Source organism: Ramlibacter sp. AN1133 (assembly GCF_037890035.1).
Classification (GTDB): domain Bacteria; phylum Pseudomonadota; class Gammaproteobacteria; order Burkholderiales; family Burkholderiaceae_C; genus Ramlibacter.
On record NZ_JBBKTQ010000029.1, the window covers coordinates 44,145 to 68,860 of the forward strand.

The 24,716-nt window shown below is 68.9% G+C and carries 26 protein-coding genes and 1 tRNA gene; 18 read left to right on the forward strand and 9 right to left on the reverse strand.

From position 1 onward, the window contains the following. Positions 1 to 21 precede the first annotated feature (21 nt). Positions 22 to 1,644: an ABC transporter permease gene (locus tag WG923_RS26390; protein ID WP_340354005.1), complete on the forward strand. Its 1,623-nt coding sequence runs from the start codon at positions 22 to 24 to the stop codon at positions 1,642 to 1,644. Here WG923_RS26390 and WG923_RS26395 read toward each other — a convergent pair whose 3' ends face one another. From WG923_RS26395 to WG923_RS26405, 3 genes are all read right to left on the reverse strand, one after another. Further along, complete coding sequence (locus WG923_RS26395) at positions 1,645 to 1,875, reverse strand: hypothetical protein (RefSeq protein ID WP_340354006.1); 231 nt, start codon at positions 1,873 to 1,875, stop codon at positions 1,645 to 1,647. Positions 1,876 to 2,131: 256 nt separating this feature from the next. Next, positions 2,132 to 3,652, reverse strand: a complete 1,521-nt coding sequence (locus tag WG923_RS26400; protein WP_340354007.1) for an aldehyde dehydrogenase — start codon at positions 3,650 to 3,652, stop codon at positions 2,132 to 2,134. 33 nt (positions 3,653 to 3,685) lie between these two features. Continuing rightward, a complete protein-coding gene (locus WG923_RS26405; protein WP_340354008.1) occupies positions 3,686 to 4,366 on the reverse strand; it encodes a GntR family transcriptional regulator in 681 nt (226 codons plus the stop codon). Between the two features lie 202 nt (positions 4,367 to 4,568). Here WG923_RS26405 and WG923_RS26410 point away from each other — a divergent pair, with 202 nt between their 5' ends. From WG923_RS26410 to WG923_RS26450, 9 genes are all read left to right on the forward strand, one after another. Continuing rightward, positions 4,569 to 5,810 (forward strand): ABC transporter substrate-binding protein, encoded by a 1,242-nt coding sequence (locus WG923_RS26410; RefSeq protein ID WP_340354009.1) that lies wholly within the window; start codon positions 4,569 to 4,571, stop codon positions 5,808 to 5,810. Between the two features lie 30 nt (positions 5,811 to 5,840). After that, a complete protein-coding gene (locus tag WG923_RS26415; protein WP_340354010.1) occupies positions 5,841 to 6,701 on the forward strand; it encodes a branched-chain amino acid ABC transporter permease in 861 nt (286 codons plus the stop codon). Next, positions 6,698 to 7,705 (forward strand): branched-chain amino acid ABC transporter permease, encoded by a 1,008-nt coding sequence (locus WG923_RS26420; RefSeq protein ID WP_340354011.1) that lies wholly within the window; start codon positions 6,698 to 6,700, stop codon positions 7,703 to 7,705. Before WG923_RS26415 ends, WG923_RS26420 begins: the two co-directional genes overlap by 4 nt. Then, positions 7,702 to 8,442, forward strand: coding sequence for an ABC transporter ATP-binding protein (locus WG923_RS26425; RefSeq protein WP_340354012.1), 741 nt, complete (start codon positions 7,702 to 7,704; stop codon positions 8,440 to 8,442). The genes WG923_RS26420 and WG923_RS26425 overlap by 4 nt, the downstream gene beginning before the upstream one ends. After that, positions 8,432 to 9,148 (forward strand): ABC transporter ATP-binding protein, encoded by a 717-nt coding sequence (locus WG923_RS26430; RefSeq protein WP_340354013.1) that lies wholly within the window; start codon positions 8,432 to 8,434, stop codon positions 9,146 to 9,148. Before WG923_RS26425 ends, WG923_RS26430 begins: the two co-directional genes overlap by 11 nt. Positions 9,149 to 9,160: 12 nt before the next feature. Then, a complete protein-coding gene (locus WG923_RS26435; protein WP_340354014.1) occupies positions 9,161 to 9,964 on the forward strand; it encodes an alpha/beta fold hydrolase in 804 nt (267 codons plus the stop codon). Positions 9,965 to 9,996: 32 nt separating this feature from the next. Continuing rightward, a complete protein-coding gene (locus WG923_RS26440; protein ID WP_340354015.1) occupies positions 9,997 to 10,809 on the forward strand; it encodes an alpha/beta fold hydrolase in 813 nt (270 codons plus the stop codon). A 185-nt stretch (positions 10,810 to 10,994) separates the two neighbouring features. After that, entirely contained in the window at positions 10,995 to 11,207 is a 213-nt protein-coding gene (locus tag WG923_RS26445) for a hypothetical protein (protein WP_340354016.1), read from the forward strand. Positions 11,208 to 11,253: 46 nt separating this feature from the next. Next, positions 11,254 to 11,328 (forward strand) — tRNA-Arg (locus tag WG923_RS26450). A gap of 97 nt (positions 11,329 to 11,425) precedes the next feature. Here the strand turns inward: WG923_RS26450 and WG923_RS26455 are convergent. The 4 genes from WG923_RS26455 to WG923_RS26470 are packed head-to-tail and all read right to left on the reverse strand — an operon-like array spanning position 11,426 to position 14,993. Continuing rightward, entirely contained in the window at positions 11,426 to 12,616 is a 1,191-nt protein-coding gene (locus tag WG923_RS26455) for a vWA domain-containing protein (protein ID WP_340354017.1), read from the reverse strand. 10 nt (positions 12,617 to 12,626) lie between these two features. After that, positions 12,627 to 13,223 carry a GNAT family N-acetyltransferase gene (locus WG923_RS26460; protein ID WP_340354018.1) on the reverse strand — a complete coding sequence of 199 codons (597 nt, stop codon included), beginning with the start codon at positions 13,221 to 13,223 and terminating at the stop codon, positions 12,627 to 12,629. A gap of 7 nt (positions 13,224 to 13,230) precedes the next feature. After that, on the reverse strand, positions 13,231 to 14,145 hold the full coding sequence (locus WG923_RS26465) for a hypothetical protein (protein ID WP_340354019.1): 915 nt from the start codon (positions 14,143 to 14,145) through the stop codon (positions 13,231 to 13,233). Positions 14,146 to 14,150: 5 nt separating this feature from the next. Beyond that, positions 14,151 to 14,993, reverse strand: coding sequence for an AAA family ATPase (locus WG923_RS26470; protein ID WP_340354020.1), 843 nt, complete (start codon positions 14,991 to 14,993; stop codon positions 14,151 to 14,153). A 92-nt stretch (positions 14,994 to 15,085) separates the two neighbouring features. Here WG923_RS26470 and WG923_RS26475 point away from each other — a divergent pair, with 92 nt between their 5' ends. Beyond that, positions 15,086 to 15,832, forward strand: a complete 747-nt coding sequence (locus WG923_RS26475; protein ID WP_340354021.1) for a c-type cytochrome — start codon at positions 15,086 to 15,088, stop codon at positions 15,830 to 15,832. 52 nt (positions 15,833 to 15,884) lie between these two features. On the opposite strand, the gene WG923_RS26480 is transcribed toward WG923_RS26475, so the two are convergent. After that, positions 15,885 to 16,316, reverse strand: coding sequence for a DUF1841 family protein (locus WG923_RS26480; protein ID WP_340354022.1), 432 nt, complete (start codon positions 16,314 to 16,316; stop codon positions 15,885 to 15,887). A 141-nt stretch (positions 16,317 to 16,457) separates the two neighbouring features. Here WG923_RS26480 and WG923_RS26485 point away from each other — a divergent pair, with 141 nt between their 5' ends. The 4 genes from WG923_RS26485 to WG923_RS26500 all read left to right on the forward strand — a co-directional run bounded on the left by WG923_RS26485 (position 16,458) and on the right by WG923_RS26500 (position 21,061). Then, the gene (locus tag WG923_RS26485; protein ID WP_340354023.1) at positions 16,458 to 17,417 is read left to right on the forward strand and encodes a TAXI family TRAP transporter solute-binding subunit; all 960 of its coding nucleotides are present in this window, start codon (positions 16,458 to 16,460) and stop codon (positions 17,415 to 17,417) included. A 7-nt stretch (positions 17,418 to 17,424) separates the two neighbouring features. After that, positions 17,425 to 19,482, forward strand: a complete 2,058-nt coding sequence (locus WG923_RS26490) for a TRAP transporter permease (protein WP_340354024.1) — start codon at positions 17,425 to 17,427, stop codon at positions 19,480 to 19,482. Positions 19,483 to 19,496: 14 nt separating this feature from the next. After that, a complete protein-coding gene (locus WG923_RS26495) occupies positions 19,497 to 20,432 on the forward strand; it encodes a dihydrodipicolinate synthase family protein (protein ID WP_340354025.1) in 936 nt (311 codons plus the stop codon). A gap of 230 nt (positions 20,433 to 20,662) precedes the next feature. After that, positions 20,663 to 21,061 (forward strand): OsmC family protein, encoded by a 399-nt coding sequence (locus WG923_RS26500; RefSeq protein WP_340354026.1) that lies wholly within the window; start codon positions 20,663 to 20,665, stop codon positions 21,059 to 21,061. Between the two features lie 129 nt (positions 21,062 to 21,190). On the opposite strand, the gene WG923_RS26505 is transcribed toward WG923_RS26500, so the two are convergent. After that, entirely contained in the window at positions 21,191 to 21,976 is a 786-nt protein-coding gene (locus WG923_RS26505; RefSeq protein WP_340354027.1) for an IclR family transcriptional regulator domain-containing protein, read from the reverse strand. A gap of 99 nt (positions 21,977 to 22,075) precedes the next feature. Between WG923_RS26505 and WG923_RS26510 the strand changes: the two genes are divergently transcribed. Genes WG923_RS26510 through pcaF form a run of 3 tightly spaced genes read left to right on the forward strand, consistent with a single transcriptional unit; the run spans position 22,076 to position 24,642 of the window. After that, positions 22,076 to 22,777 carry a 3-oxoacid CoA-transferase subunit A gene (locus tag WG923_RS26510; protein WP_340354028.1) on the forward strand — a complete coding sequence of 234 codons (702 nt, stop codon included), beginning with the start codon at positions 22,076 to 22,078 and terminating at the stop codon, positions 22,775 to 22,777. A gap of 2 nt (positions 22,778 to 22,779) precedes the next feature. After that, positions 22,780 to 23,421 carry a 3-oxoacid CoA-transferase subunit B gene (locus WG923_RS26515; RefSeq protein ID WP_340354030.1) on the forward strand — a complete coding sequence of 214 codons (642 nt, stop codon included), beginning with the start codon at positions 22,780 to 22,782 and terminating at the stop codon, positions 23,419 to 23,421. 15 nt (positions 23,422 to 23,436) lie between these two features. After that, positions 23,437 to 24,642 carry a 3-oxoadipyl-CoA thiolase gene (gene pcaF, locus WG923_RS26520; protein ID WP_340354029.1) on the forward strand — a complete coding sequence of 402 codons (1,206 nt, stop codon included), beginning with the start codon at positions 23,437 to 23,439 and terminating at the stop codon, positions 24,640 to 24,642. Positions 24,643 to 24,716: the final 74 nt, after the last annotated feature.

Sequence of the window (24,716 nt, forward strand, 5' to 3'; positions counted from 1 at the left end):
GCCTGCCTAAGCTCCCGCCCCATGAACCTGCGTCGGCTGGCCGACCTGCCCTTGTTGTTGGTCGCCGGCGCGCTCGTGCTGCCGGTGCTGGCCGTGTTCGCCTCCTGGCTGTCCTGGAACGCGGCCAGCGGCCAGATCCTGCGCGAGATGGGCGCCACGGTGCTGCCCGACTACGCGCTCACCAGCCTGGTCCTGTGCATCGCCGTGGGGCTCGGCGCGGCGGCCGTGGGCACCGCGGCGGCGGCGGCCGTCACGCTATTCGATTTCCCCGGCCGCCGGGCCTTCGAATGGGCGCTGCTGCTGCCGCTGGCCATGCCGGCCTACGTGGTCGCCTACGCGTACACGGACTTCCTGCAGTTCAGCGGCCCGCTGCAGACCTGGCTGCGCGGGCAGTTCGGCCTCGAGGGCCGCGTCTTTCCCGAGGTGCGCAACCTGCCGGGCGCGGTGGCCGTGTTCGTCTTCTCGCTCTATCCCTACGTCTACCTGCTGGTGCGCACGGCGCTGGCCGAGCGGGCCGCCCAGCTCATGGAGGCGGCGCGGCTGCTCGGCGCGCCGCTGGCCCGCCGCATCCGCACCGTCGCCCTGCCGCTGGCCCGGCCGGCGATCACGGCCGGGGTCGCCCTGGCGCTGATGGAGACGCTGGCGGACTTCGGCGTGGCGAGCTACTTCGGCATCCAGACCTTCAGCGCCGGCATCTACAAGGCCTGGCTGGCGATGGACAACCGCATCGCGGCGGCCCAGCTCGCCACGGTACTGCTGCTGGTCGTGGCCGTGCTGCTGGCGGCGGAGACGCGGGCGCAGAAGCGGCTGCGCTTCACCGCCGGCCGTGCGCGCGGCGGGGCGGAGGCGCAACCGGTGCTGCTGCGCGGCGCCGCCCGCTTCACGGCCTGGGCCGTGTGCGGCGGGCCCGTGCTGCTCGGCTTCGTGCTGCCGGTCGCGTTCATGCTGCGGCCGCTCGCCGCCGACTGGTCCGCGCTGCCCTGGGACCGCTTCCTGCAGTGGTCCTTCAACAGCCTGCGCCTGGGCGCCATCAGCGCCGCGCTGGCGGTCGGGATCGCCGTGCTGCTCGCGTTCCGCCTGCGCCGTTCGCCCGGCGGCATGACGCGCGGCGTCGTGCAGCTCGCCGCACTGGGCTACGCCGTGCCGGGCGCGGTGCTCGTCGTGGGCCTGCTGCTGCCCGTCGGCTGGCTGCAGCAGGTGTGGCCGCAAAGCGGCGTGGGCTACTGGATGACGGCCACCATCCTCGGCATCGTCTGGGCCTATCTCGTGCGCTTCGTGTCGGTCGCGCTGCAGTCGGTGCAGAGCGGCTACGCGCGCATCCCGGCGAGCCTGGACGATTCCGCCCGCATGCTGGGCACCGGCGGCCCCGCGCTGCTGGCGCGCGTGCACTGGCCGCTGCTCAAACGCTCCACCGCGGCGGCGGCGCTGCTCGTGTTCGTCGACGTGATGAAGGAGCTGCCGGCCACGCTGGTGCTGCGGCCGTTCAACAGCGATACGCTGGCCGTGGTGGCCTACCAGCTCGCGCGCGACGAACGCCTGGGGGAGGCGGCGCTGCCCTCGCTGGCGCTGGTGCTGGTCGGCCTGGTGCCGGTGGTCCTTCTCAGTCGGACCTTGCGTGCCGCGCCGGACGCGGCACGCCCTTGATCAGAGATCGTCGCTGGCCCATTCCTGCCGCCGCTGCGGCGGCTTGCGGAACACCACCTCGCCGGTGGGGACGTGGACCACGCGGATCTCGCTGTCGGCGGTGAAGCTCTTGGCGGCCAGGCTCACAGCGAGCGCGCGGTCGTGGACGGCGTAGTGCCGCAGTCCGTTGGCGGGCCAGAAACGACCGGCGATGGGTTGGCTGCTTTCGATCCGGTAATCAGCGGAAGTCATCCAAAGCTCTCCTGCTCGTCGCGTCTGCTGGAACCATGCTAGGACGGCTTCATGACAATGCGAAGACCGTTCGTAGCGAGGAAGTCCGCGATGATGTAACGGATCGCAATGGTGCGGCGCAATACTTTGCGCGCTGTAAGCGAGCCGTTTGCCAGAGAGGAGGGACCCTTAAACCTGCATAGGAGTTTCGCGGGTTTATGTTGCAGTGCGACAGGCGTTTGCGCAGTGCAGCACGCAAACGCACTAGCCAGGCATCTCAGTTCAGCCGCGGCTGCTTTGCCGTGTCCTTGTACCAGTCGAAGGGCGCGTCATCGAGGCGGATCATCACGCTCTTGGTCTCGAAGTGCGCGTCGAACGATTCGGTGCCGCACTCGCGGCCGATGCCCGAATCCTTCACGCCGCCCCAGGGCGAAGCGGGGTCGAGGCGGTGGTGGTCGTTCACCCACACGATGCCGCACTTCAGGCGCGCGGCGACGCGGTGCGCGCGCGTCACGTTGCCGGTGCGGATCGCGCCGGCCAGGCCGAAGGCGGAATCGTTGGCCATCGCGATCGCCTCTTCCTCGGTGGAGAACTTGCTCACCGAGACGAAGGGTCCGAACACCTCCTCCTGGAAGATGCGCATGCGCGGCGTGACGTCGGCGAACACGGTGGGCTCGACGAAGAAGCCCCTGGCCAGCGCCGGGTCCGCCGGCACGCGGCCGCCGGCCACGAGGCGCGCCTTGTCCTCCTCCAGCCCGATGCGCACGTACTCCATCACCCGGTTCTGCTGGCGCCTGGACACCACCGGGCCGAGCTGCACGGTCGGATCGACCGGGTTGCCGATGCGGATCGTCTTCGCCTTCTCGGCCAGCCTGGCCACGAACTCGTCGTACACGCGCTCGTGCACGATCTGCCGGCTGCCGCAGATGCAGGTCTGGCCGGCACCGATGAAGGCGCCGAAGGCGGCGTAGTTCACCGCCTGGTCGACGTCGAAATCGTCGAACACCAGCACCGGCGTCTTGCCCCCGAGCTCCTGCGTCTGGTGGGCGAAGTTGCTGCCCGCCAGCGCACCCGTGATGCGGCCCGCCTCGGTGCCGCCGGTGAGCACCCACTTGGCGATGCCGCGATGCGACGCGAGCGCCTTGCCGGTGGTGGGGCCGAGGCCGGTGATCACGTTGAACACGCCGGGCGGCAGGCCCGCCTCGACGAACAGTTCCGCCAGCCGCAGCGTGGTCAGCGGCGTGTACTCCGAGGGCTTGACCACGGTGGTGCAGCCCGAGGCCAGCGTCGGCGCCAGCGACTTCACCATGATCATCAGCGGGTGGTTGAAGGGCGTCGAGTTGCCCACCACGCCCACCGGCGTGCGGATCGTGTAGTTCAGGTAGTTGCCGTCCACCGGGATCACCGCGTCGCGCCGCGCGATCGCCAGGCCGGCGTTGTAGCGGAAGAAGTCCGGCAGGCGCGAGATCTGCGCCCGGGTCTCGTTGACCGAGCGGCCGTTGTTGGCCGTCTCCAGCGTGTACATCTCCTCCAGGTGCGCCTCGAAGGTGTCCGCCAGCTTGTTGATCAACTTCGCCCGCGTGCGGTTCGACATCGAGGCCCATTCCTTCGCCTCGAAGGCCGCGCCGGCGCTGCGCACCGCGCGGTCCACGTCGGCGTCGGTGGCATGGCTGATCTGCGCGAGCACCTCGCCGGTGGCCGGGTTGAGCACGTCCAGGCGCTCGTCGCTGGTGGCGGGCACCTGCTTGCCGTCGATGAACAGGCCGTGGACGGGCACCCGTGCGTTGGCTGCGGACATTGGGAAGACCTTTCTTGCTGGAAGGAGATGGAATCAGCCGGGAACGACCAGGCGGGCGAGCGCCTGCTGCACCCGCTTGCCGGCGGTGGCGATGTGCCGCTCCGCCAGGCGCTCCGCGCGGCGCGTGTCGCGCGCCTGCAGCGCGTCGATCATCACGCCGTGTTCGCGCACGACGACCTGCGGATCGCCCTGCTTGATGCTGGCCACGCTTACCCGCACCACGCGCTCCATCTGGTCGATGAGGTCGGTGAGCTGGTCGCGCATGCGCGCATTGCCCGCCACTTCCGCCAGGCTGCGGTGGAAGGCGCGGTTGTATTCGATGAAGCCGCCGGCCCAGTCCGCGGGCTCGAAGCGGCGGAAGCGCTCCAGTGCCTGCAGGCGCTCGTCGCTCGCGTTGCGCACGATGCGCTCCATGCAGGCGCGCTCCAGCGCGGCGCGCAGGTGGAACATGTCGTCGACGTCGGCCAGCGACACCGAGGACACGCGGTAGCCCTGGCGCGGCAGCGTGAGCACCAGCCCTTCGCGCTGCAGGTGCATCAGCGCGTCGCGCACCGGCGACTTGCTCACGCCGAAGCGCAGCGCCAGCTCGCCTTCGCGGATCTCGGCGCCGGGCGGCAGGGCGCAATTGAGGATGTCCGCGCGCAGCTGCTCGTAGATCCGCTCCCGCCAGAGGCGGCTGGCGGGTTCGGGGGTGGCGGTCTGGATGGCTTGCACGGATCTCGGAAAGTTCTGGCTGGGGCGGTTCGTGAGATATCACGACGGCCCCATCTTAGCCATCGTGCCGCCCCGTTGCGAGGAATACCCGACGGAGGGATTACCCGCATAGCCCCTGCGGACGCGAGTTTGTACCGTGCGGTCCTGAGATATCACGGCTGTCCAAAAAACAGTGGGTTCGCAGCATTCAAGGAGACAAGGCATGGTCAGGAATCTGGTATCCGCGGCGGTGGTCGTCGCCGCCTCGGCATTCAGCATGGGCGCCTTCGCGCAGGGGGGCGAGCCGATCCGGCTGGGCTTCCTCACCATCAAGTCGGGTGCGCTCGCCGCCGGCGGCAAGCAGATGGAAGATGCGCTCAAGCTGTTCCTGAAGGAACGCAACAACACCATCGCCGGCCGCAAGGTCGAACTCTTCACCGCCGACACGGGCGGCCAGCCCGCGATCACCAAGACCAAGGCGCAGGAACTGGTGGAGAAGGACAAGGTGCAGGTGATCATCGGCCCGCTGGCGGCCTTCGAGGCGCTGGCCGTGGACGACTACATCCGCAAGGTGCAGGTGCCCGTCATTTCGCCCTCGGCCGCCGCGGAGGACCTGACGCAGCGCAAGCCCAACCCGTGGTTCGTGCGGGCCGTGGGCACCTCGGCGCAACCGAACCACCCGCTGGGCGAATACGCGGCCAGGGAGCTGAAGTACAAGCGCATCGCCATCGTGGCCGACGACTTCGCCTTCGGCCACGAGATCGCCGCCGGCTTCCAGCGCACCTTCGAGGAGAACGGCGGCAAGGTGGTGCAGAAGCTCTGGTCGCCGCTGAACGTGGCCGACTACGGCAGCTACATCAGCCAGATCAAGCCGGACGTCGACGCGGTGTTCGCCGCCTTCGCCGGCAGCAACGGCGTGAAGTTCCTCAAGCAATACAACGAGTACGGCCTCAAGGGCAAGATCCCGGTGCTGGGCGCGATGACCACGGTGGACGAGGGCGTGCTCAAGATGATGGGCGACGAGGCCGTGGGCATCGTTTCCTCCGGCTGGTACACCGCGGGCATCGCCAACGCGAACAACCAGAAGTTCGTCGAAGCCATGCGCCGCGAGTACAAGGAGGATCCCGGCTACTACTCCATCGGCGCCTACGGTGCGGCCCTCATGCTCGAACAGGCCGTGGCGGCCGTGAAGGGCAGGATCGAGGACCGCGACGCCTTCATGGCGGCGCTGCGGAAGGTGGAAGTGGCCAACGACCCGCGCGGCACCATCAAGCTGGATGCGCTCGGCAACCCGCTGATGGACGTGTACATCCGCAAGGTGGAGCGCAAGGACGGGCGCCTGGTGAACACCGTGGTGAAGACCTATCCCGGCGTGAGCCAGTTCTGGAAGTACGACACGAAGGACTTCCTGGCCAACCCGGTGTACTCGCGCGACTGGCCGCCGGCGAAGAACATCGAGAAGTAAACCAGCGCGCAGCCGGCCGGAAGAACGCGAATGAACTTGTGGGTGATCCAGAGCCTGAACAGCCTTGCCCTCGGCGGCGTGCTGTTCATGCTGGCGGCGGGCTTCTCGCTGATCTTCGGCCTGATGCGCATCGCCAATCTCTCGCACGGCGCCTACTTCATGCTGGGCGCCTACGTGGGCCTGAGCCTGCTGCGCAGCGGCGCCTCCTTCCTGGTGGCCATGCTGGTGGCGGGCCTGGCCGTCGGCTGCCTCGGCGCCGTGGTCGAACGCGTGGTGCTGAGGCGCCTCGCCGGCAATCCCCTGAGCCAGGTGCTCGCCACGCTGGGCATCGCCTTCATCATCGCGGACTTCTGCCTCTGGTTCTGGGGCGGCGACCCGCAGCCGGTGTCGCCGCCGCCCCTGCTGGCCGGCGCGGTGCGCGTGTTCGGCATGGCCTTCCCCCTGTACCGCCTCGCGGTGCTGCTGATCGCGATCGTGGTGGCGCTGCTGCTGTGGCTGCTGCTGGAGAAGACGCGCGTGGGCATGATGATCCGCGCCAGCGTCGACGACATGCAGATGGCGCGCAGCATCGGCATCCCGGCGCCCTGGCTGTACGTGCTGGTGTTCTCGCTCGGCACCGCGCTCGCCGGGCTCGGCGGCGTGGTGGCCGCGCCCATCCTCTCGGTCTATCCGGGCATGGAGGCCGACACCCTGCCGCTGGCGCTGGTCGTCGTGATCCTGGGCGGCCTCGGCAGCCTGTTCGGCGCCTTCGTCGGCAGCTTCGTGGTCGGCTTCATCTATACCTTCGGCCAGGTGCTGCTGCCCGACCTGGCCTACATCATCCTGTTCCTGCCGATGGTGATCATCCTGGCCGTGCGTCCGCGCGGGCTGTTCGGGAGGATCACGGCATGAGCGGAACCCGGCAGTCGATCGCGACCGGCGTGCTGGCGCTGGTGCTGGCGACCGCGCCCTTCTGGCTGGGGGGCGACTATTACGTCAACCTCGCCAGCCAGGTGCTGATCGCGGCGCTGTTCGCGCTCAGCCTCAACCTGTTGGTGGGTTACGCGGGGCTGGTGTCGCTCGGGCACGCGGGCTACCTGGGCCTGTCCGCCTACACCAGCGCCTGGCTGGTCCTGAACCTCAAGTGGGGCCACCTCGCCGCCGCCGCTGGGGCGCTCGGCTTCACCGGCCTGATGGCCGCCGTGTTCGGGCTGGTGGCGCTGCGCGCGTCGGGCCTGAGCTTCCTGATGATCACGCTGGCGCTGGGCCAGGTCCTGTGGGGCCTGGCGTACCGGTGGGCCAGCGTCACGGGCGGCGACAACGGCCTGTCGGGCCTCACGCGTCCGGCGCCCTTCGGCCTCGACCTGAACGATGCGCGCGCGTTCTACTGGTTCGCCCTGGTGGTATTCGCGCTCGTGTTCCTCGCGATCCGGGTGCTGGTCCACTCGCCCTTCGGCGCCACCATCCGCGGCACGCGCGACCAGCCGCGGCGCATGAGCACGCTGGGCTACGACGTCTGGCGCATCCGCTGGTTCACGTTCACCGCCAGCGGCGTCCTCGGCGGCGTCGCGGGCCTCATGTACGTGTACTACCAGCAGTTCATCAGCCCGCACAGCCTGTCGCTGGCGGGCTCGGCGGAGATGCTGCTGATGGTGATCGCCGGTGGCCCCGGCACCCTGGTCGGCCCGGTCGCCGGCGCCGCGTTGGTGGTGCTGCTGAAGAACGTGGCCAGCGCCTACATCGACCGCTGGATCATGCTGCTGGGCATCGTCTTCGTGCTGATCGTGATGTTCGTGCCGGGCGGCATCGTGCCCGGAGCGCAGCGGCTGTGGACGCGCGTGCGCGCCCGCGTGCCGCGCATGGACCCCGAGGCGGCGCTGGCTGCCGATCCCGTGGCACTGGAGAAGGCCCCATGAGTGCCGTGCTCGAAGTGCAGGGCCTCACCAAGGCCTTCGGTGGCCTGAAGGTCACACGCAGCGTGGACCTGGCGCTGCAACCGGGCGAGCGCCACCTGATCATCGGCCCCAACGGCGCCGGCAAGACCACGCTGTTCAACCTGATCGCCGGCGACCTGGATGCCGATGCGGGCAGCATCCGGCTCGCGGGCCGCGACGTGACGCGTCATCCGACCGCGTTGCGCGCGCGGCAGGGCATCGCCCGCACCTTCCAGATCCTCACCCTCTTCGGCCGCGACACCCTGGTCCACAACGTGATGCTGGCGCTCATGGGCAAGTCGCGCCTGCGCTGGCGGCCCTGGGGCGCGCTGCGGCGCGAGCGGCAGCTGCGCGAGCGCGCGCTGCGCCAGCTCGAGGCCGTGGGCCTCGCCGACAAGGCGGACCTGCCGCTGGAACAGACCTCCTACGGCGAGAAGCGCCGCCTCGAGATCGCGATGGCGCTGGCGCAGGACCCGGTGCTGCTGCTGCTGGACGAGCCCTTCGCCGGCCTGTCGGCCGAGGAGCGCGCGACCGTCCATGCGCTGCTCGGCTCGATTTCGCGCGACATCACCGTGCTGATGATCGAGCACGACATGGACGTGGCGCTGGCGCTGGCCGACCGCATCACGCTGCTGCACTACGGCCAGGTGATCACCGCCGGCACGCGCACGCAGGTCGTGGACGATCCGCGCACGCGGGAGATCTACCTTGGCCACTAGCCTGCTCTCGATCGATCGCATCAACGCGTTCTACGGCGACAGCCACGTGCTGCACGACGTCTCGCTCGACGTTGCTCCCGGCCGCCTGCTGGCGCTGCTGGGGCGCAACGGCGCCGGCAAGAGCACCTGCATGCACGCGGTGGTGGGATTCCTGCCGCCGCGCTCCGGCCGCATCCGCATCGGCGAGCGCGAGCTGCAGGGCGCCGCGCCCGAGGCGATCTGCCGCCAGGGCGTGGGCTTCGTGCCGCAGGGCCGCCGCATCTTCCCCACCCTCACCGTGCGCGAGAACCTGGACGTCGCGGCGCGCCGCGGCGCGCAGGCCGGCGGCAAGCGCTGGACCCGCGAGGACGTGCAGCAGATCTTTCCCCGCCTGAAGGAGCGCGAGAAGCAGCTCGCCGGCAGCCTCTCCGGCGGCGAGCAGCAGATGCTCGCCGTGGGCCGCGCCCTCATGACCAGCCCGCGCGTGCTGCTGCTGGACGAACCCTCGGAGGGCCTGGCGCCGCAGATCGTGCGCGAGCTGGGCAACGTGCTCGCCGAGCTCAAGAAGGACGTCTCGATCCTCCTGGTGGAACAGAACCTCGGACTGGCCATGAAGCTGGCCGACGACGTGGTGCTGCTCAATACGGGCCGGGTGGTCTTTTCGGGAACGGGCGACGAATTCGCGCAGCGGCAGCCCGAGCTGCAGCGGCACCTGGGCGTGCACTGACAAGGAGCCGGGATGAAGGAACTGGAAGCCCGCATCGGGCGCTACACGCTGCGCTACGTGGAAGAGGGCCAGGGGCCGGCCGTGGTCCTGATCCACGGGCTGGCGGGCGACCTCGGTGCCTGGGCCGCGCAGATCGCCCTGCTCGCGCCGCACTTCCGCGTGGTCGCCTTCGACAACCGCGGCGCCGGCCGCAGCACGCAGGTCGACGAGCCGGTGAGCACGCGCGACCTGGCGGCCGACACGCTGGGCCTGATGGACCACCTGGGCATCGCGCAGGCGCAGGTCGTCGGCCGCTCCATGGGCGGCGCGATCGCGCAGCACATGGCGCTGATGGCGCCGCAGCGCGTGGCCAGCCTGGTGCTGTGCGCCTCGTTCGCCAGGCTCGATCCGCTGGGCCGGCGCGTGCTGTCCAACATGCGCGAGGCGCTGGAATGGCGCGGCAGCTGGGCCGACCACGCGCGCCACTCGGTGCAGAACTTCGTCTCCGCGGAGTTCTTCAACACCCGGGCGGAGCAGGTCGCCGCGATCGAGCGCCTGCTCGGGGGCGAGACGCGCCTGCCGGCCTGCTACAGCCGGCAGAACGAAGCCTGCCAGGCGCACGACACGAGCGGTGAACTGGCCCGCATCACGCAACCCACGCTGGTGATGGCCGGCGCCGCCGACCCGATCTGCTCCCCCACGGCCACCCGCATCCTGAGCGAAGGCTTGCCGAACGCCCGCACCGAGATGTTCGAGAACGCGAGCCACTTCTTCCTGATGGAGCAGCCGGAGCGCTTCAACCGGCTGCTGCTGGACTGGCTGCAGCGGCACGCCTGAACCCCCCCCCGACACCCCACGAAAGGCCCCCCATGTCCAACGCCACGCAAGCGCCGCTGGGCGATGAAATCCGCATCGCCGTGGGCGATGAGACCGTCACCGCCCGCGTGCTGGGCGCCGGCCGGCCGATCGTGCTGCTGCATTCGCTGCTGGCGGACCGAACGAGCTTCGAGCCGCTCGCGGTGCTGCTGGCGGCGACGCACCGCGTGGTCATGCTGGACCTGCCGGGCTTCGGCGGCTCGCATCCGGTGGCGGGCGGGCTGGAGGCGGTCGCCGACCGCACGGCGGACGCGATCCGGGCGCTGCGCCTGGAGCAGACCCCGGTCGTCCTGGGCAACGGCTACGGCGGCTTCGTCGCCCTGCTGACGGCGATCCGGCATCCCGCCATCGCCGCGCGGCTGGTGCTGGCCGATTGCGGCGCGGCCTTTTCCGAACCGGGGCGCCAGGCGTTCCGCAACATGTCCGCCGCTGCCGCCGCCAAGGGGCTGGCGGCGATCTCGGACGTCGCGATGCGGCGCCTGTTCGCGCCCGCGTTCCAGGCGGCGCATCCGGAGCTGATCGAGCAACGCCGCGCGCGGTTCGTCGCGGTGCATCCGGAAACCTTCCACGCCGCCTGCACCGCGCTCGCCGGCCTCGACCTGCGCGCGGAGGCCCGCGGCGTGAAGCTGCCGGTGCTGGTGCTGGTGGGCGAGCAGGACGAGGCCACGCCGCCGGAGATGGCCCGCGAGCTGGCCTCGCTGCTGCCGGACGCGCGCTTCGTGCTGCTGCCAGGTTGCGCCCATGTACCGCAGTTGCAGGCGCCGCAGCAGTTCCTCGCCGCCATCGCGGGATTCATCGGGCACTGACCCTCGCCGGGTGCGGCGCCGCAGCATCGCGCCGCCTGTTGCCTGCCCGCCGCGAGACTCTTGACGGGGTCGTGACGGCCGCCGCCGTCCATCCGCCTTCTCACGCCGGCTGTAGCGTTTTACCTACAATTCCGGGCGTTTTGCTTGCCTACTCTGGAGACAGCACGCAGCATCGGACCCCAATAATGCAACTGCCCTTCGCACCCCGCCACACGGCCCTTCCCGAGGGTGCGTACGTGGAGTCGTCCCGCGAAGGCCGCGATTGCGAGCGGTCCCATCGCCTGACGGTGCTGCTGCTGTTCCCCCGCCTGAATGCGCGCCCCGGCCCCTGGCTGCTGTTCCTCACCGGCGTGTGCGTCTTCGTCGCGGTGCGCGCGCTGGAGGTGGCGCACTTCTGAGCCCCGGCGGGAAGGCCTGCGCCGCGCGCCATACAATGGCGGCCCCGCCGCCGTAGTTCAATGGATAGAACGAGCGCCTCCTAAGCGCTAGATACAGGTTCGATTCCTGTCGGTGGTACCAGCGGCGCTCTGCGCCGCTGTCCCCCCGACAGCTGTCGGCGAGACTCTCAGCAACCCCCTCACCCCATCCCTCTCCCCCGAGGGGGAGAGGGAGCGGATCATTTGGTTAGCAGGCGCATGGCCTCTTCCAGGCCCTTGATGGTCAGCGGGTACATCCGGTGGTTCACCAGTTGCTGGATGACCGCGATGCTCTGGCGGTACTGCCACACGCCCTGCGGCTCCGGGTTGATCCACACGAACTTCGGGAAGGCGCCGGTCAGGCGCTGCAGCCATTCGGCGCCGGCTTCCTCGTTGTTGTATTCGACGCTGCCCCCGGGCTGCAGGATCTCGTACGGGCTCATCGTGGCGTCGCCCACGAAGATCAGCTTGTAGTCCTTGTTGTACTTGCGGATGATGTCCCAGGTCGGGAACTTCTCGGAAAAGCGCCGGCGGTTGTTCTTCCACATGAAGTCGTAGACGCAGTTGTGGAAGTAGTAGAACTCCAGGTGCTTGAACTCCGCCTTCGCGGCGGAGAACATCTCCTCGACGCGGTGGATGTGTTCGTCCATCGTGCCGCCCACGTCCATCAGCAGCAGCACCTTCACGTTGTTGTGCCGCTCCGGCACCATCCGGATATCGAGCCAGCCGGCGTTGGCGGCGGTGGACTTGATGGTGTCGTCGAGGTCCAGTTCCTCCTCGGCGCCCTCGCGCGCGAACTTGCGCAGCCGCCGCAGCGCGATCTTGAGGTTGCGCGTGCCCAGTTCCTGGCTGTCGTCGTAGTCCTTGTAGGCGCGCTGGTCCCACACCTTCACGGCACTCTTGTTGCGCCCCTTGTCCTGCCCGATGCGGATGCCCTGCGGATTGAAGCCGTAGGCGCCGAACGGCGAGGTGCCGCCGGTGCCTATCATCTTGCTGCCGCCCTCGTGGCGTTCCTTCTGCTCCTCGAAGCGCTTCCTGAGCGTCTCCATCAGCTCGTCCCACCCCATCTTCTCGATCTTCGCCTTCTCCTCCGGGGAGAGTTCGAGCTCCAGGTTCTTGCGCAGCCACTCCAGCGGGATGTCCTTGCTGAAGTCGGCGATCAGCTCCACGCCCTTGAAGTAGGCCGCGAACGCGCGGTCGAACTTGTCGTAGTGCTTCTCGTCCTTCACCAGCGCGGTGCGGGCGAGGTAGTAGAAGTCGTCGATGCTCCAGGCACCGTCGCTGGCGGGGCCCACGACGCCTTCCTTGAGCGCCTCGACGAGCGTCAGGTACTCCTTGACGGAGACGGGCAGCTTGGCGCTGCGCAGGGTGTAGAAGAAGTCGATCAGCATCGCGTTTCCCTCACTCGCGCGGCCGCGCCAGCTGGTACCGAAGGTGCGCCTTCACCTCGGGCCACTCGCCGGCGGCGACGCTGTACATCACCGTGTCGCGCACCGTGCCGTCGCGGCGCAGCGCGTGGTGGCGCAGCACGCCGTCCTTCTTCGCGCCCAGGCGCTCGATGGCGCGCTGGCTGGCGAAGTTGTAGTTGTCGGTGCGCCAGCCCACCAGCTGCGCGCCCAGCGTTTCGAACGCATGCTGCATCAGCAGCAGCTTGCAGCCGGTGTTGACGTGCGTGCGCTGCCAGGACTTGCCGTACCAGGTGTAGCCGATCTCCAGCCGCTCCACCGCCGGGACGATGTCGTGGTAGCGGGTCGTGCCGATGACGCGGCCGCTCGCCGCGTCGATGACCACGAAGGGCAGCATGTGGCCATCCTCGTATCCCTGGAGGGCCGCGGCGACGTACGCCGCCGTTTCGCCCGGTGCGGGCACGGAGGTGACGCGCAGGTTCCACAGTTCGCCGTCGCGCGCAGCCGCTTCCAGGGCCGCGGCATGGTCGGCGGTCATGGGCGCGAGGCGCACGCGGGCATCGGAGAGCGTGAGGGGTTCGGGCTTCTTCATGGTGACCTCAGGCGCCCTTGTTGTGGATGGCCCTGGAGTTGCTGCCGCCGCCGCCATCGGCCTCGAAGGTGACCTTCACCGGCACTTCCTGGCCGCAGGCCTGGAAGCGCCAGAACTCGCTCCAGTGGCCGCGCACGAGGTAGGACTGCGCGACCAGGTTGCCGGTGAGGGGCAGGAACTCGGCACCCTCGACCTCGCCCGCGCTGACGGATTTCAGCCTGGCCTCGTCGCAGGTGCGGCCGCCGGTCTGTTCGCGGTAGCCCGCCTTCGCGGCGGCCGCGGCATGGTTGTAGATGGTGAGGAAGGCGCTGGCGGAAGCCTTGGTGCCCGAGCCCTGGCGCTCGATCGCCTCGGCTTCGCGCGCGAAGCGCCGGATCGTGTCGCCGTGGTCCCCGTTGCGCGCCAGCAGCGCCGTCAACGCGCCCAGGCGCGTCACGTTGCCGGGGGCCAGCGTGTCGTGGAAGTACGCGGCCAGTAGCGCGCCGGCGGCCCGGTTGTTCCTGCCGGCCGCGAAGCCCAGGCCTTCGATGGCCTCGATCTCCTCGCGCCGTTGCGCCAGCGGGCGGCCCGCGAACCGCCGGTACGCCTCGGGGTCGACCTTGCCTTCGCGCAGGACCTGGGTGGCGGGATCGGCGCGGAACGCCATGTAGAGCAGCAGGCCGCCCGCCGGCTCGCCCTTGGCGAGCGCGGCGCGGGCCAGCGCGCGGGCCTCCTCGAGGGGCTTGTCGCTGGGAACCAGGCCCGCCAGCAGGCACTCGGCGCGGCGCGCCGTCTCGAGCGCATCGGTGGGCGTCGCCGGCAGCGCGGCGCAGGCGCGCCGCAGTTCCTCGGGGTTGGCCTGGGCGGCGGTCGGCACCTGCGCCGAAGCTCCGGCCGCGAAGCAGCAGGCCGCCAGCAGGAAAGCATGCGCTGCGCGCACCATGGCCTTCAGCGGTTGTGCCGCTGCATGAACACCAGCTTCTCGAACAGGGTCACGTCCTGTTCGTTCTTCAGCAGCGCGCCCACCAGCGGCGGCACCGCCACCTTGTCGTCCTTGCTTTGCAGCGCCTCGACCGGGATGTCCTCGGCCACCAGCAGCTTGAGCCAGTCGAGCAGCTCGGAGGTGCTGGGCTTCTTCTTCAGGCCCGGCAGGTTGCGCACGTCGTAGAAGGTCTTCATCGCCGACGTGAGCAGCTCCTTCTTCAGGCCGGGGAAGTGCACGTCGACGATCAGCTTCATCGTCTCCGCGTCGGGGAACTTGATGTAGTGGAAGAAGCAGCGGCGCAGGAAGGCGTCGGGCAGCTCCTTCTCGTTGTTCGAGGTGATGAACACCAGCGGCCGGTGGATCGCCTTGACCAGCTCGCGCGTCTCGTAGACGTAGAACTCCATCCGGTCCAGTTCGCGCAGCAGGTCGTTGGGGAATTCGATGTCGGCCTTGTCGATCTCGTCGATCAGCAGCGCCACCGGCTGGTCCGCCGTGAAGGCCTGCCACAGCACGCCCTTGACGATGTAGTTGTGGATGTCCTTGACGCGCTGGTCGCCCAGCTGCGAATCGCGCAGCCGGCTCACTGCGTCGTATTCGTACAGCCCCTGCTGCGCCTTCGTGGTGGACTTGATGTGCCACTGCAGCAGCGGCATGTGCAGCGCCTCCGCCACTTCCTCGGCCAGCATCGTCTTGCCCGTCCCGGGTTCGCCCTTGACCAGCAGCGGCCGCTTCAGGGTGATGGATGCGTTCACCGCCAGCATCAGGTCCTGCGTGGCGACGTAGTTCTGCGAGCCTTGGAACTTCATGGAATCGGGGGTGGGAAGGGCGCGGGGAGAGGGCCCCTTATAATCGCCGGTTGATCGAAAGTAACTGACCTCCGTCAGATTGTGCGCGCAAAATGAAGAATCTGTTCACCACGGTTTTCGCCCTGTCTGTCGCTTGCGTGACCACGCTGGCGGCCACTGTGGCCCAGGCGCAGACGCCCGCTGCGGGCGCGAGCGGCACGCCAGTTGCGGGGGCCCCCGCTGCCGCCAAGCCGGCGGCCGCGCCCGCCAGCCCGAAGTCGCTCGAAGCCAAGACGGCGATGTGCTTCGGCTGCCACAACATCAAGGGCTACCAGGCGAGCTTCCCCGAGGTGTACAAGGTCCCGATGATCGCGGGGCAGAGCGCCAAGTACATCGCCGCGGCGCTGAACGCGTACAAGACCGGCGACCGCAAGCATCCCACCATGCGCGGCATCGCCGAGACGCTCTCCGAGCAGGACATCGCGGACATCGCGGCGTTCTACGAGAACCTGGGCAAGGAAGAACGCAAGGTCCCCGGCGACAAGCCGAACCGCGAGCCGAGCACGCAGGTGGCCGGCCTGGTCCAGAAGGCCAACTGCGCTTCGTGCCACGGCGCCAACTTCTCCAAGCCGATCGACCCCAGCTATCCGAAGATCGCCGGCCAGCATTCCGACTACCTGTTCCATGCGCTCAAGGCGTACAAGACCGAGAACAATCCCGCCGTGGGCCGCAGCAACGGCATCATGGGCGCCATCGCCAAGCAGTTCTCCAACGCCGAACTCAAGGCGATCGCGCAGTACGTCGGCTCGCTCGATGGCGAAGTGGCGACGATCCCGGAGCCGCGCTTCCACAAGCACTGAGCGCTGCGTTCCCCGAGTCAAGGCGGCCCTGCGGGGCCGCTTTTCATTTGCGTCAGCGCGTCGCCCGCCGCTGCACGCACTCCACGTACGCCTGCCCGTCCGGCGGCCGTCCGGCACGCTGGCTTTCCCACAGCATCTGGCCGAGGCATTCCATCGCCTCGTGATGCGCGTCGTGCAGCGAGTTGCGGCGCACGGCCAGCAGTTCCACCGCCTGCCGGATGCCGCGCGGCTGGTCGATCGAGCACTGCTCGCTGATCGACAGGTGCATGGACAGGTGGAGGAAGGGATTGGACTGGCCGCCCGTTGCGTCGTAGACGCGGGCCACGGCCGCCTCGGCATCCTGCAGCTCCGGTTCGTACTCCGGATGCTCCTTGAGCCACTCGCTCGCCAGGGTCTCGAGCGCATCCAGCAGCCCGCCGGCGCGCGCCTTGGCGTGCACGCCGCAGAAGAAGCGGCGCACGTCTTCCTGGGACGGATTGAACATGCTTTCAGGTTAGCACGCCAACGCGGCCGGGCTGCCCCCGAGTGCTGGAAACCCCCCACACACCACCAGGGCGGTCGCTGACAGAATGGGCCGCGCCCGCCGCCGACCCGCGGACGGAACGTCACTACTACGGAGACAAGCATGAAGTTCCTCAGGAGCGTCTTCCTGGGCCTGATGGCCGCCCTTGCGGTGGTCCTGGCCGCGCAAGCCCAGAACATCTCGATCGCCACCGGCGGCACCGGCGGCGTGTACTACCCCATGGGCGGCGGCCTCGCGGCCGTGCTGTCCAAGTTCGTGCCGGGCATGCAGGCCACGGCGGAAGTCACCGGCGGCTCGGTCGACAACCTCAAGCTGATCGGCAGCGGCAAGCCCTATGTCGCCTTCAGCATGAGCGACGCCGCGCAGGACGCCCTCAAGGGCGAGGACAAGTTCAAGGGCAGCAAGGTGCCGGTGCGCACGCTGGTGGTGCTGTACCCCAACCGCATGCACGTCGTGACCGTCGAAGGCAAGGGCATCGCGAAGTTCTCCGACCTGAAGGGCAAGCGCGTCTCGACCGGCTCGCCCGGCAGCGCCACCGAGGTCATGGCCTTCCGCCTCATCGAGGCCGCCGGCATGGACAAGGACAAGGACATGAAGCGCGAGCGCCTCTCGGTCGCCGAGTCCGTCAACGCGCTGAAGGACGGCAAGATCGACGCCTTCTTCTGGGTGGGCGGCCTGCCCACCGCCGCCGTGTCCGACCTGGCCAACACGCCCGGCAACAAGATCAAGATGGTGGACCACGCCGAGCTGGTGCCGGCGATGAACAAGAAGTACGGCAACCTGTACGTGCAGGACGTGATCCCGAAGTCGGTCTACAAGGGCATGGAAACCGACAACCACCAGGCCACCGTGCAGAACATCCTGGTGGCCAACGAGAACATGGACGAGAAGACGGCCTACAACATCGTGAAGGCCGTGTTCGACCACAAGGCCGACATCGTCGCGGTGCACAAGGAAGCCGAGAACATCAGGATGGAGAACCAGAAGAAGGAAGCGAGCCCGGTGCCGTGGCACCCGGGCGCCGTCAAGTACTTCGCCGAAAAGGGCATCAAGCTGAACTGATGCCGACATGACCGGGAACGACCACAAGGCGGAGCGCGTCGAGCTCAGCGCTTCGCTCGACGCGGCGGCGCTGCTGAAGGCCGAGGAGTACATCGAGCAGGAGGAGGGCGCGGCCAACAAGCTCAGGGGCTGGCTGGCCGTGTTCGTCACGCTGACGGCCGTCGTGATGTCGGTCTTCCACCTGTACACGGCCTACGCGATCGTGCCCACGCAGACGCTGCGGCCGGTGCACGTGTCCTTCGTGCTGTTCCTCGTGTTCCTGGTCTTCCCGATCTCGGCGCGCTTCCGCCACCGCGTGATGTGGTGGGACTGGGTGGCCGCCTTCCTCGCCATCGCGGTCGTCGTGTACGCGATCCAGGGCGGCGACGACTTCACCGACCGCAACACCTCGCCGCTGCCGCTGGACATCGCGTTCGGCCTCGCGCTGATCGTGCTGGTGCTGGAGGGCATGCGCCGCACCTCCGGCTGGGTGATGCCGGTGATCTGCGTGGCCTTCCTGCTCTATGCGCTGGGCGGCCCCTGGCTGCCCGCGCCCTGGACGCACAAGGGCTACGAGATCGGCCGGCTGGTGGGCGTGATGTACATGACGCTCGAAGGCATCTTCGGCAGCGCGGTGGACGTGTCGTCCTCGCTCATCATCCTGTTCACCATCTTCGGCGCCTTCCTGCAGTACTCGGGCGCCGGCAAGTTCTACCTCGACTTCTCCTTTTCCGCGATGGGCGGCAAGCCCACCGGCGCGGGCCGCACCGTGGTGCTCGCGTCCTTCCTGCTCGGCGGTCCTTCGGGCTCCGGCGTGGCCACGACGGTGACGCTCGGCTCGGTGGCGTACCCGATGCTGCGCAAGGTGGGCTACGAGAAGAACGCCGCGGGCGGGCTGCTGGCGGCCGGCGGCCTCGGGGCGATCATCTCGCCGCCGGTGCTGGGCGCCGCGGCCTTCCTGATCGCCGAATTCCTGAAGATCTCCTACCTGGATGTGCTGCTGATGGCGTGCATCCCGACGGTGCTGTTCTATTTCGCGCTGTTCCTGATGGTGGAGATCGACGCGCGCAAGTTCGGCATGCACGAGACGGTGTTCGAGAAGGTCGATACCGTCTGGCACCTCACGCGGCGCTACTGGTTCCACTTCCTCTCGCTGGTCTCCATCGTCGGGTTCATGTTGTGGGGCTTCTCGCCGGTGCTGTCGGTGTTCTGGGCGACGGTGGTCTCGGGCCTCACGAGCCTGCTGCGCAGCGACACCGCGCTGATCCCGTACGACACCTTCCGCGGCCCCGGCGTGGGCAGGAAGCTGTGGAATTCGCCCTTCCTCAAGGCGATGGAAGGCGGCTCGATCGGCGTGCTGAACGTGGCGACCACCTGCGCCGGCGCCGGCATCATCGTGGGCACCGTCACGCTCACGGGCCTGGGGCTGAAGTTCAGCCAGATCGTGATCGACTACGCGGGCGGCTCGCTGCTGCTCACGGCGATCTTCACCTCGCTGGTGGTGTGGGTCATCGGCCTGGCCGTGCCGGTGACGGCCTCGTACATCATCTGCGCCGTGATCGCCGCCCCCGCGCTGACCAAGCTGGGCGTGCCCGACTTCGCCGCGCACATGTTCATCTTCTACTACGCGGTGCTGTCCGAGGTCTCGCCGCCCACCGCGCTGTCGCCGTTCGCGGCCGCCGCGATCACCGGCGGCGATCCGTACAAGACCACGCTGCAATGCTGGAAGTACACGGTGCCGGCCTTCCTCGTGCCCTTCATGTTCGTGCTCGACCCGAGCGGCCAGGGCCTGCTGCTGATGGGGTCCACCAAGGCGCTGGCGGACGCGAACTGGTGGTCCATCGCCGAAGTGACGCTGACCTGCGCGCTGGGCATCGCCGCGCTCGCGGCGGGCTTCCAGGGCTGGGCGCTGCGCAAGACGACGAAGATCGAGCGTGCACTGTTCCTGGTGGCCGGCGTGCTGCTGGCCTATCCCGGCTGGATGGCGGACCTGGTGGGCATCGTGCTGGTGCTCGCCGCGATGGCGATGCAGCTGCTGCGCCGCGAGGTGCCGGGGGCAGGCGAGAATCGGCCTACCGTCACCTGACCTGAACATCCGCAGTGAACCAGCTCGATCGCGGCGCCAAGGGCGTCTACCTCATCACCGTCACCCCGTTCGCCGACAGCGGCGCACTGGACCTCGCCAGCACCGACCGCATGGTGGACTTCTGCCTGGATGCGGGCGTCACCGGCCTCACCGTGCTGGGCATCATGGGCGAGGCCACCAAGCTCACCATGGAGGAGTCGCGCGTCTACGTGAAGCAGGTGCTCGCGCGCGTGGGCGGCCGGGTGCCGGTGGTGGTGGGCGCCTCGGCTCCCGGCTTCGCCGCGATGAAGGAACTGACCGATTCGGTCATGGACCTCGGCGCCTCCGGCGTCATGGTCGCGCCGCCGTCCACGCTGCGCACCGACGACCAGATCGTGTCGTACTTCCAGATGGTCGACGAGACGCTGGGCGCGAAGGTGCCCTGGGTGCTGCAGGACCATCCCGTGTCCACCGGCGTGCAGATGGCGCCTTCGGTGATCCTGCGCATCCTGAAGAATTCGCCGACCTGCGTGATGCTCAAGCACGAGGACTGGCCGGGGCTGGCGAAGCTCTCCACGATCCGCGCGGCGAGCCAGAAGGGCGAGATCCAGCGCGTCTCCATCCTCACCGGCAACGGCGGCGGCCTGTTCCTGCCGGAGGAACTCACGCGCGGCGCCGACGGCGCCATGACGGGTTTCGCCTACCCGGAGATGATGGTCGACGTGGTGGCGGCGCATGCGCGCGGCGAGCGCGAGCGCGCACACGACCTCTTCGATGCCTACCTGCCGCTGGCGAAGTACGAGCAGCAGGCCGGGGTGGGCCTCGCGGTGCGCAAGTTCCTGTTCAAGGAGCGCGGCGTGATCGCGTCGGACTTCGTGCGCAAGCCGGGCCCGAAGCTGTCGGCGCAGGATGTCGAGGACATCCGCTTCCTGGTGAAACGCCAGGACCAGCGCCTGCGCGAGATCGGCTGAGATCGCTTCCGTCGGACGGCCGCACGGCGGGGGTGGCGCGCGAAACCGCCTGGTAGGCTGGCGGTGACGCGCGAAACCGCCGGGTGGGCTGGCGGTGACGTGCGAACGCGCCGGGTAGGCTGGCGGTGACGCGCGAACGCGCCGGAACCCCAGCGCTGCGCGAGGCGCCGCACCCCCGGCCCCGCGCAAGCCGCTGCAGAATGGGCGCCTCCCCATCCCCGGAGCGCCCCATGGCCAAGTCTTCCGCCCCCGTCCAGGGCCGCAGCATCGCGGGCAGCACCGCCGTCGAACTGTCCCTCAAGGACGAACGCTGGCGCGCGGACCTCTCCGCGTCCCAGGGCGGCTCGGGCCAGGACCCCGATCCGCACGACCTGCTGGACTCCTCGCTGGTCGCCTGCACGATCCTCACGCTGCAGCTTTACGCCAAGCGCAAGCAGTACCCGCTGGACAGCGTGGAGGTGAGCCTGGTGCACGACGAGGACGACGCGGTGTACCGGATGGAGCGGAAGATCACCTTGGGGGGTGCCTTGTCGCAGCAGCAGAAGGACGACCTGATGCGGGTGGCCAATGCGTGCCCGCTGCACAAGGCGCTGCACAAGAAGTTCGAGATCACGACGCAGATCGGGTAGGCGGCTTTTCGTAGGCTGGCGCTGGAGCGAAGCGAAAGCCCAGCGTTAGCGCGAGCTGCGCGAAGCGCTGGGCTTCGCGCGCTGGCGCGGCTCAGCGCCAGCCTACGAACAACCCTCCTTCGCAAGACATTACCGCCCCAGCCGCTGCGACACCTCCCGCCCCGCCTCCCGCAGCGCCGGCAGCATCGTCTCCTGCATCAACCTCGGCGGCGTGCGGTTCGCCTGCCCGCTGATGTTCAGCGCCGCGATCGTCGCGCCGCTGCGGTCCACGATCGGCGCTGCCATCGACACCAGCCCTTCCTCCAGTTCCTGGTTCACCAGGCACCATCCCTGCCGGCGCGCCTGCTGCACCTTGGCGAGCAGCGCATCGACGTCGGTCACCGTGTGGCGGGTGCGGGCCTCGATCGGGCTGGCGCGCAGCAGGGCGAGCACCTCGGCGTCCGGCAGGCCCGCGAGCAGCATGCGTCCCAGCGAGGTGCAGTAGGCGGGCAGCCGCGAGCCCACGCCCAGGCTGTTGCGCATGATCTTGCGGGTCGACACGCGCAGCACGTAGACGATGTCGGTCCCTTCCAGCACGCCTGCGGAACACGATTCCTTCACCTGCTCCACCAGCGTTTCCATCACCGGCTCGGCGATGTTCCAGATCGGCATGGAGGACAGGTAGGCGAAGCCGAGGTCGAGGATGCGCGGCGTCAGCGCGAACAGCTTGCCGTCGCTTTCCACGTAGCCCAGCGTCTGCAAGGTCAGCAGGATGCGGCGCGCCCCGGCGCGGGTGAGGCCGGTGCGCGTGGCGACGTCCGTGAGTGTCTGGCGCGGCGCGCTGGCGCTGAAGGAGCGGATCACTTCGAGTCCGCGCGCGAAGGACTGGACGTAGGAGTCGCCCGGGCGCAGCTCGGATGAAGGGTCTTGGTGCATGGGCAGGTGCTCGGTTAGAATTCATTATACGAACAGTTGTTCGATATACGAACAATCGAGCGACTGGCCTCCCACCGGATTCCTTCCCAAGGACCACGCATGATCAACAAGATCGTGGCCTCGACCGCCGAGGCCCTGGCGGACGTGCGCGACGGCAGCACCGTCCTGATCGGCGGCTTCGGCACGGCCGGCATCCCCGCCGAACTGATCGACGGCCTCATCGCGCAGGGCGCGAAGGACCTCGTCGTCGTGAACAACAACGCGGGCAATGCCGACTACGGCCTGGCCGCACTGCTGAAGTCCGGCCGCGTGCGCAAGATCGTCTGCAGCTTCCCGCGCCAGGTCGACAGCTGGGTGTTCGACGAGCTCTATCGCAGCGGCAAGCTCGAACTCGAACTGGTGCCGCAAGGCAACCTGGCCGAGCGCCTGCGGGCCGCGGGCGCCGGCATCGGCGCCTTCTTCTGCCCCACGGCCTACGGCACCGAACTGGCCAAGGGCAAGGAGACGCGCGAGATCGACGGCAAGCAGTACGTGCTGGAGTACCCGATCCGCGGCGACGTCGCGCTGATCAAGGCCGAGGCCGGCGACCGCTGGGGCAACCTGGTGTACCGCAAGGCGGCGCGCAACTTCGGCCCCGTGATGGCGATGGCCGCCAGGACGACCGTCGCGAGCGTGCACGAGATCAGGGAACTGGGCGAGCTCGATCCGGAAGCGGTCGTCACGCCCGGCATCTTCGTCCACCGCATCGTGAAGATTCCCCGCGTGGCCACCCAGGCCGCCGGCTTCAAGAAGGCCGCATGAAGATGACGTACGAGAAACGCACCAAAGAGCAGCTCGCCAGGCGCGTGGCGCAGGACATCTTCGACGGCGCCTACGTCAACCTGGGCATCGGCATGCCGACGACGGTGGCCAACCACATCCCCGCCGGCCGCGAGGTGATCCTGCAAAGCGAGAACGGCATCCTGGGCATGGGCCCGGCGCCGGCCGAGGGCGCCGAGGACTACGACCTGATCAACGCCGGCAAGCAACCGGTGACGCTGCATCCGGGCGGCGCGTATTTTCACCACGCCGACTCGTTCGCGATGATGCGCGGCGGCCACCTCGACATCTGCGTGCTGGGGGCCTTCCAGGTCTCCGCCACGGGCGACCTGGCCAACTGGAGCACCGGCGAGCCCGGCGCGATCCCGGCCGTCGGCGGTGCCATGGACCTCGCCATCGGCGCCAGGCAGACGTGGGTGATGATGGACCTGCTGACCAAGAAGGGCGAGAGCAAGATCGTCGAACGGTGCACCTATCCGCTCACGGGTATCGGTTGCGTCAAGAAAATCTATACGGAGCTGTGTACGCTGGCGTGCACGCCGCAGGGGCTGGAGCTGGTCGACAAGGTCGAGGGCCTCTCCCACGCGGAACTGGAACGACTCGTGGGCCTGCCGATCGCGGCCTGATCACCGGAGACTGACATGACGAGACAAGCCTTCATCTGCGATGCGATCCGCACGCCCTTCGGCCGCTACGGCGGCGCCCTGTCCTCGGTGCGCACCGACGACCTCGGGGCCATCCCGCTCAAGGCGCTGATGGCGCGCAATCCCAAGGTCGACTGGCAGGCCCTCACCGACGTCCTGTACGGCTGCGCCAACCAGGCCGGCGAGGACAACCGCAACGTCGCCCACATGGCCAGCCTGCTGGCAGGGCTGCCGCTGGAGGTGCCCGGCGCCACCATCAACCGCCTGTGCGGCTCCGGCCTGGATGCCGTGGGCACCGCGGCGCGTGCCATCAAGGCCGGCGAAGCCACGTTGATGATCGCCGGCGGCGTCGAGAGCATGAGCCGCGCGCCCTTCGTCATGCCCAAGGCGGACTCCGCCTTCTCGCGCAACAACGCTGTCTACGACACCACCATCGGCTGGCGCTTCGTCAACAAGCTGATGAAGGAAAAGTACGGTGTCGACTCCATGCCGGAGACGGCGGAGAACGTCGCCGTCGAATACAGGATCGAGCGCGAGGCGCAGGACCGCATGGCGCTGGCCTCGCAGCTCAAGGCCGTGGCGGCGCAAAAGCGCGGCTTCTTCGACGCCGAGATCACGCCGGTGACGATCCCGCAGAAGAAGGGCGAGGCGATCGTCGTGAACAAGGACGAACATCCGCGCGAGACTTCGCTGGAGGCGCTGGCCAAGCTCAAGGGCGTGGTCAAGCCGGACGGCAGCGTGACCGCCGGCAACGCCAGCGGCGTGAACGACGGCTCCTGCGCGCTGCTGCTGGCCGACGAAGCCACGGCGGCGAAGAACGGGCTGACGCCGCGCGCCCGCGTGGTCGGCATGGCCACCGCCGGCGTGCCGCCGCGCGTGATGGGCATCGGCCCCGCGCCGGCCACGCAGAAGGTGCTGGCGCTGACCGGCCTGAAGCTCGAGCAGATCGACGTGATCGAGCTGAACGAAGCCTTCGCGGCGCAGGGCCTCGCGGTGCTGCGCATGCTGGGCCTGAAGGACGACGACGCGCGCGTCAACCAGAACGGCGGCGCGATCGCGCTGGGGCACCCGCTGGGTGCGTCCGGTGCGCGGCTCGCGACGACGGCGGTGAACCAGCTGCACGCGAGCGGCGGCCGCTACGCGCTGTGCACGATGTGCATCGGCGTGGGGCAGGGGATCGCGCTGATCCTCGAGCGGGTCTGAGTTCCTGAATTCCTCCCTCCCCCTCCGGGGGAGGGCAGGGGTGGGGGCACTCCGGGGTATTAACGAGCCACCGG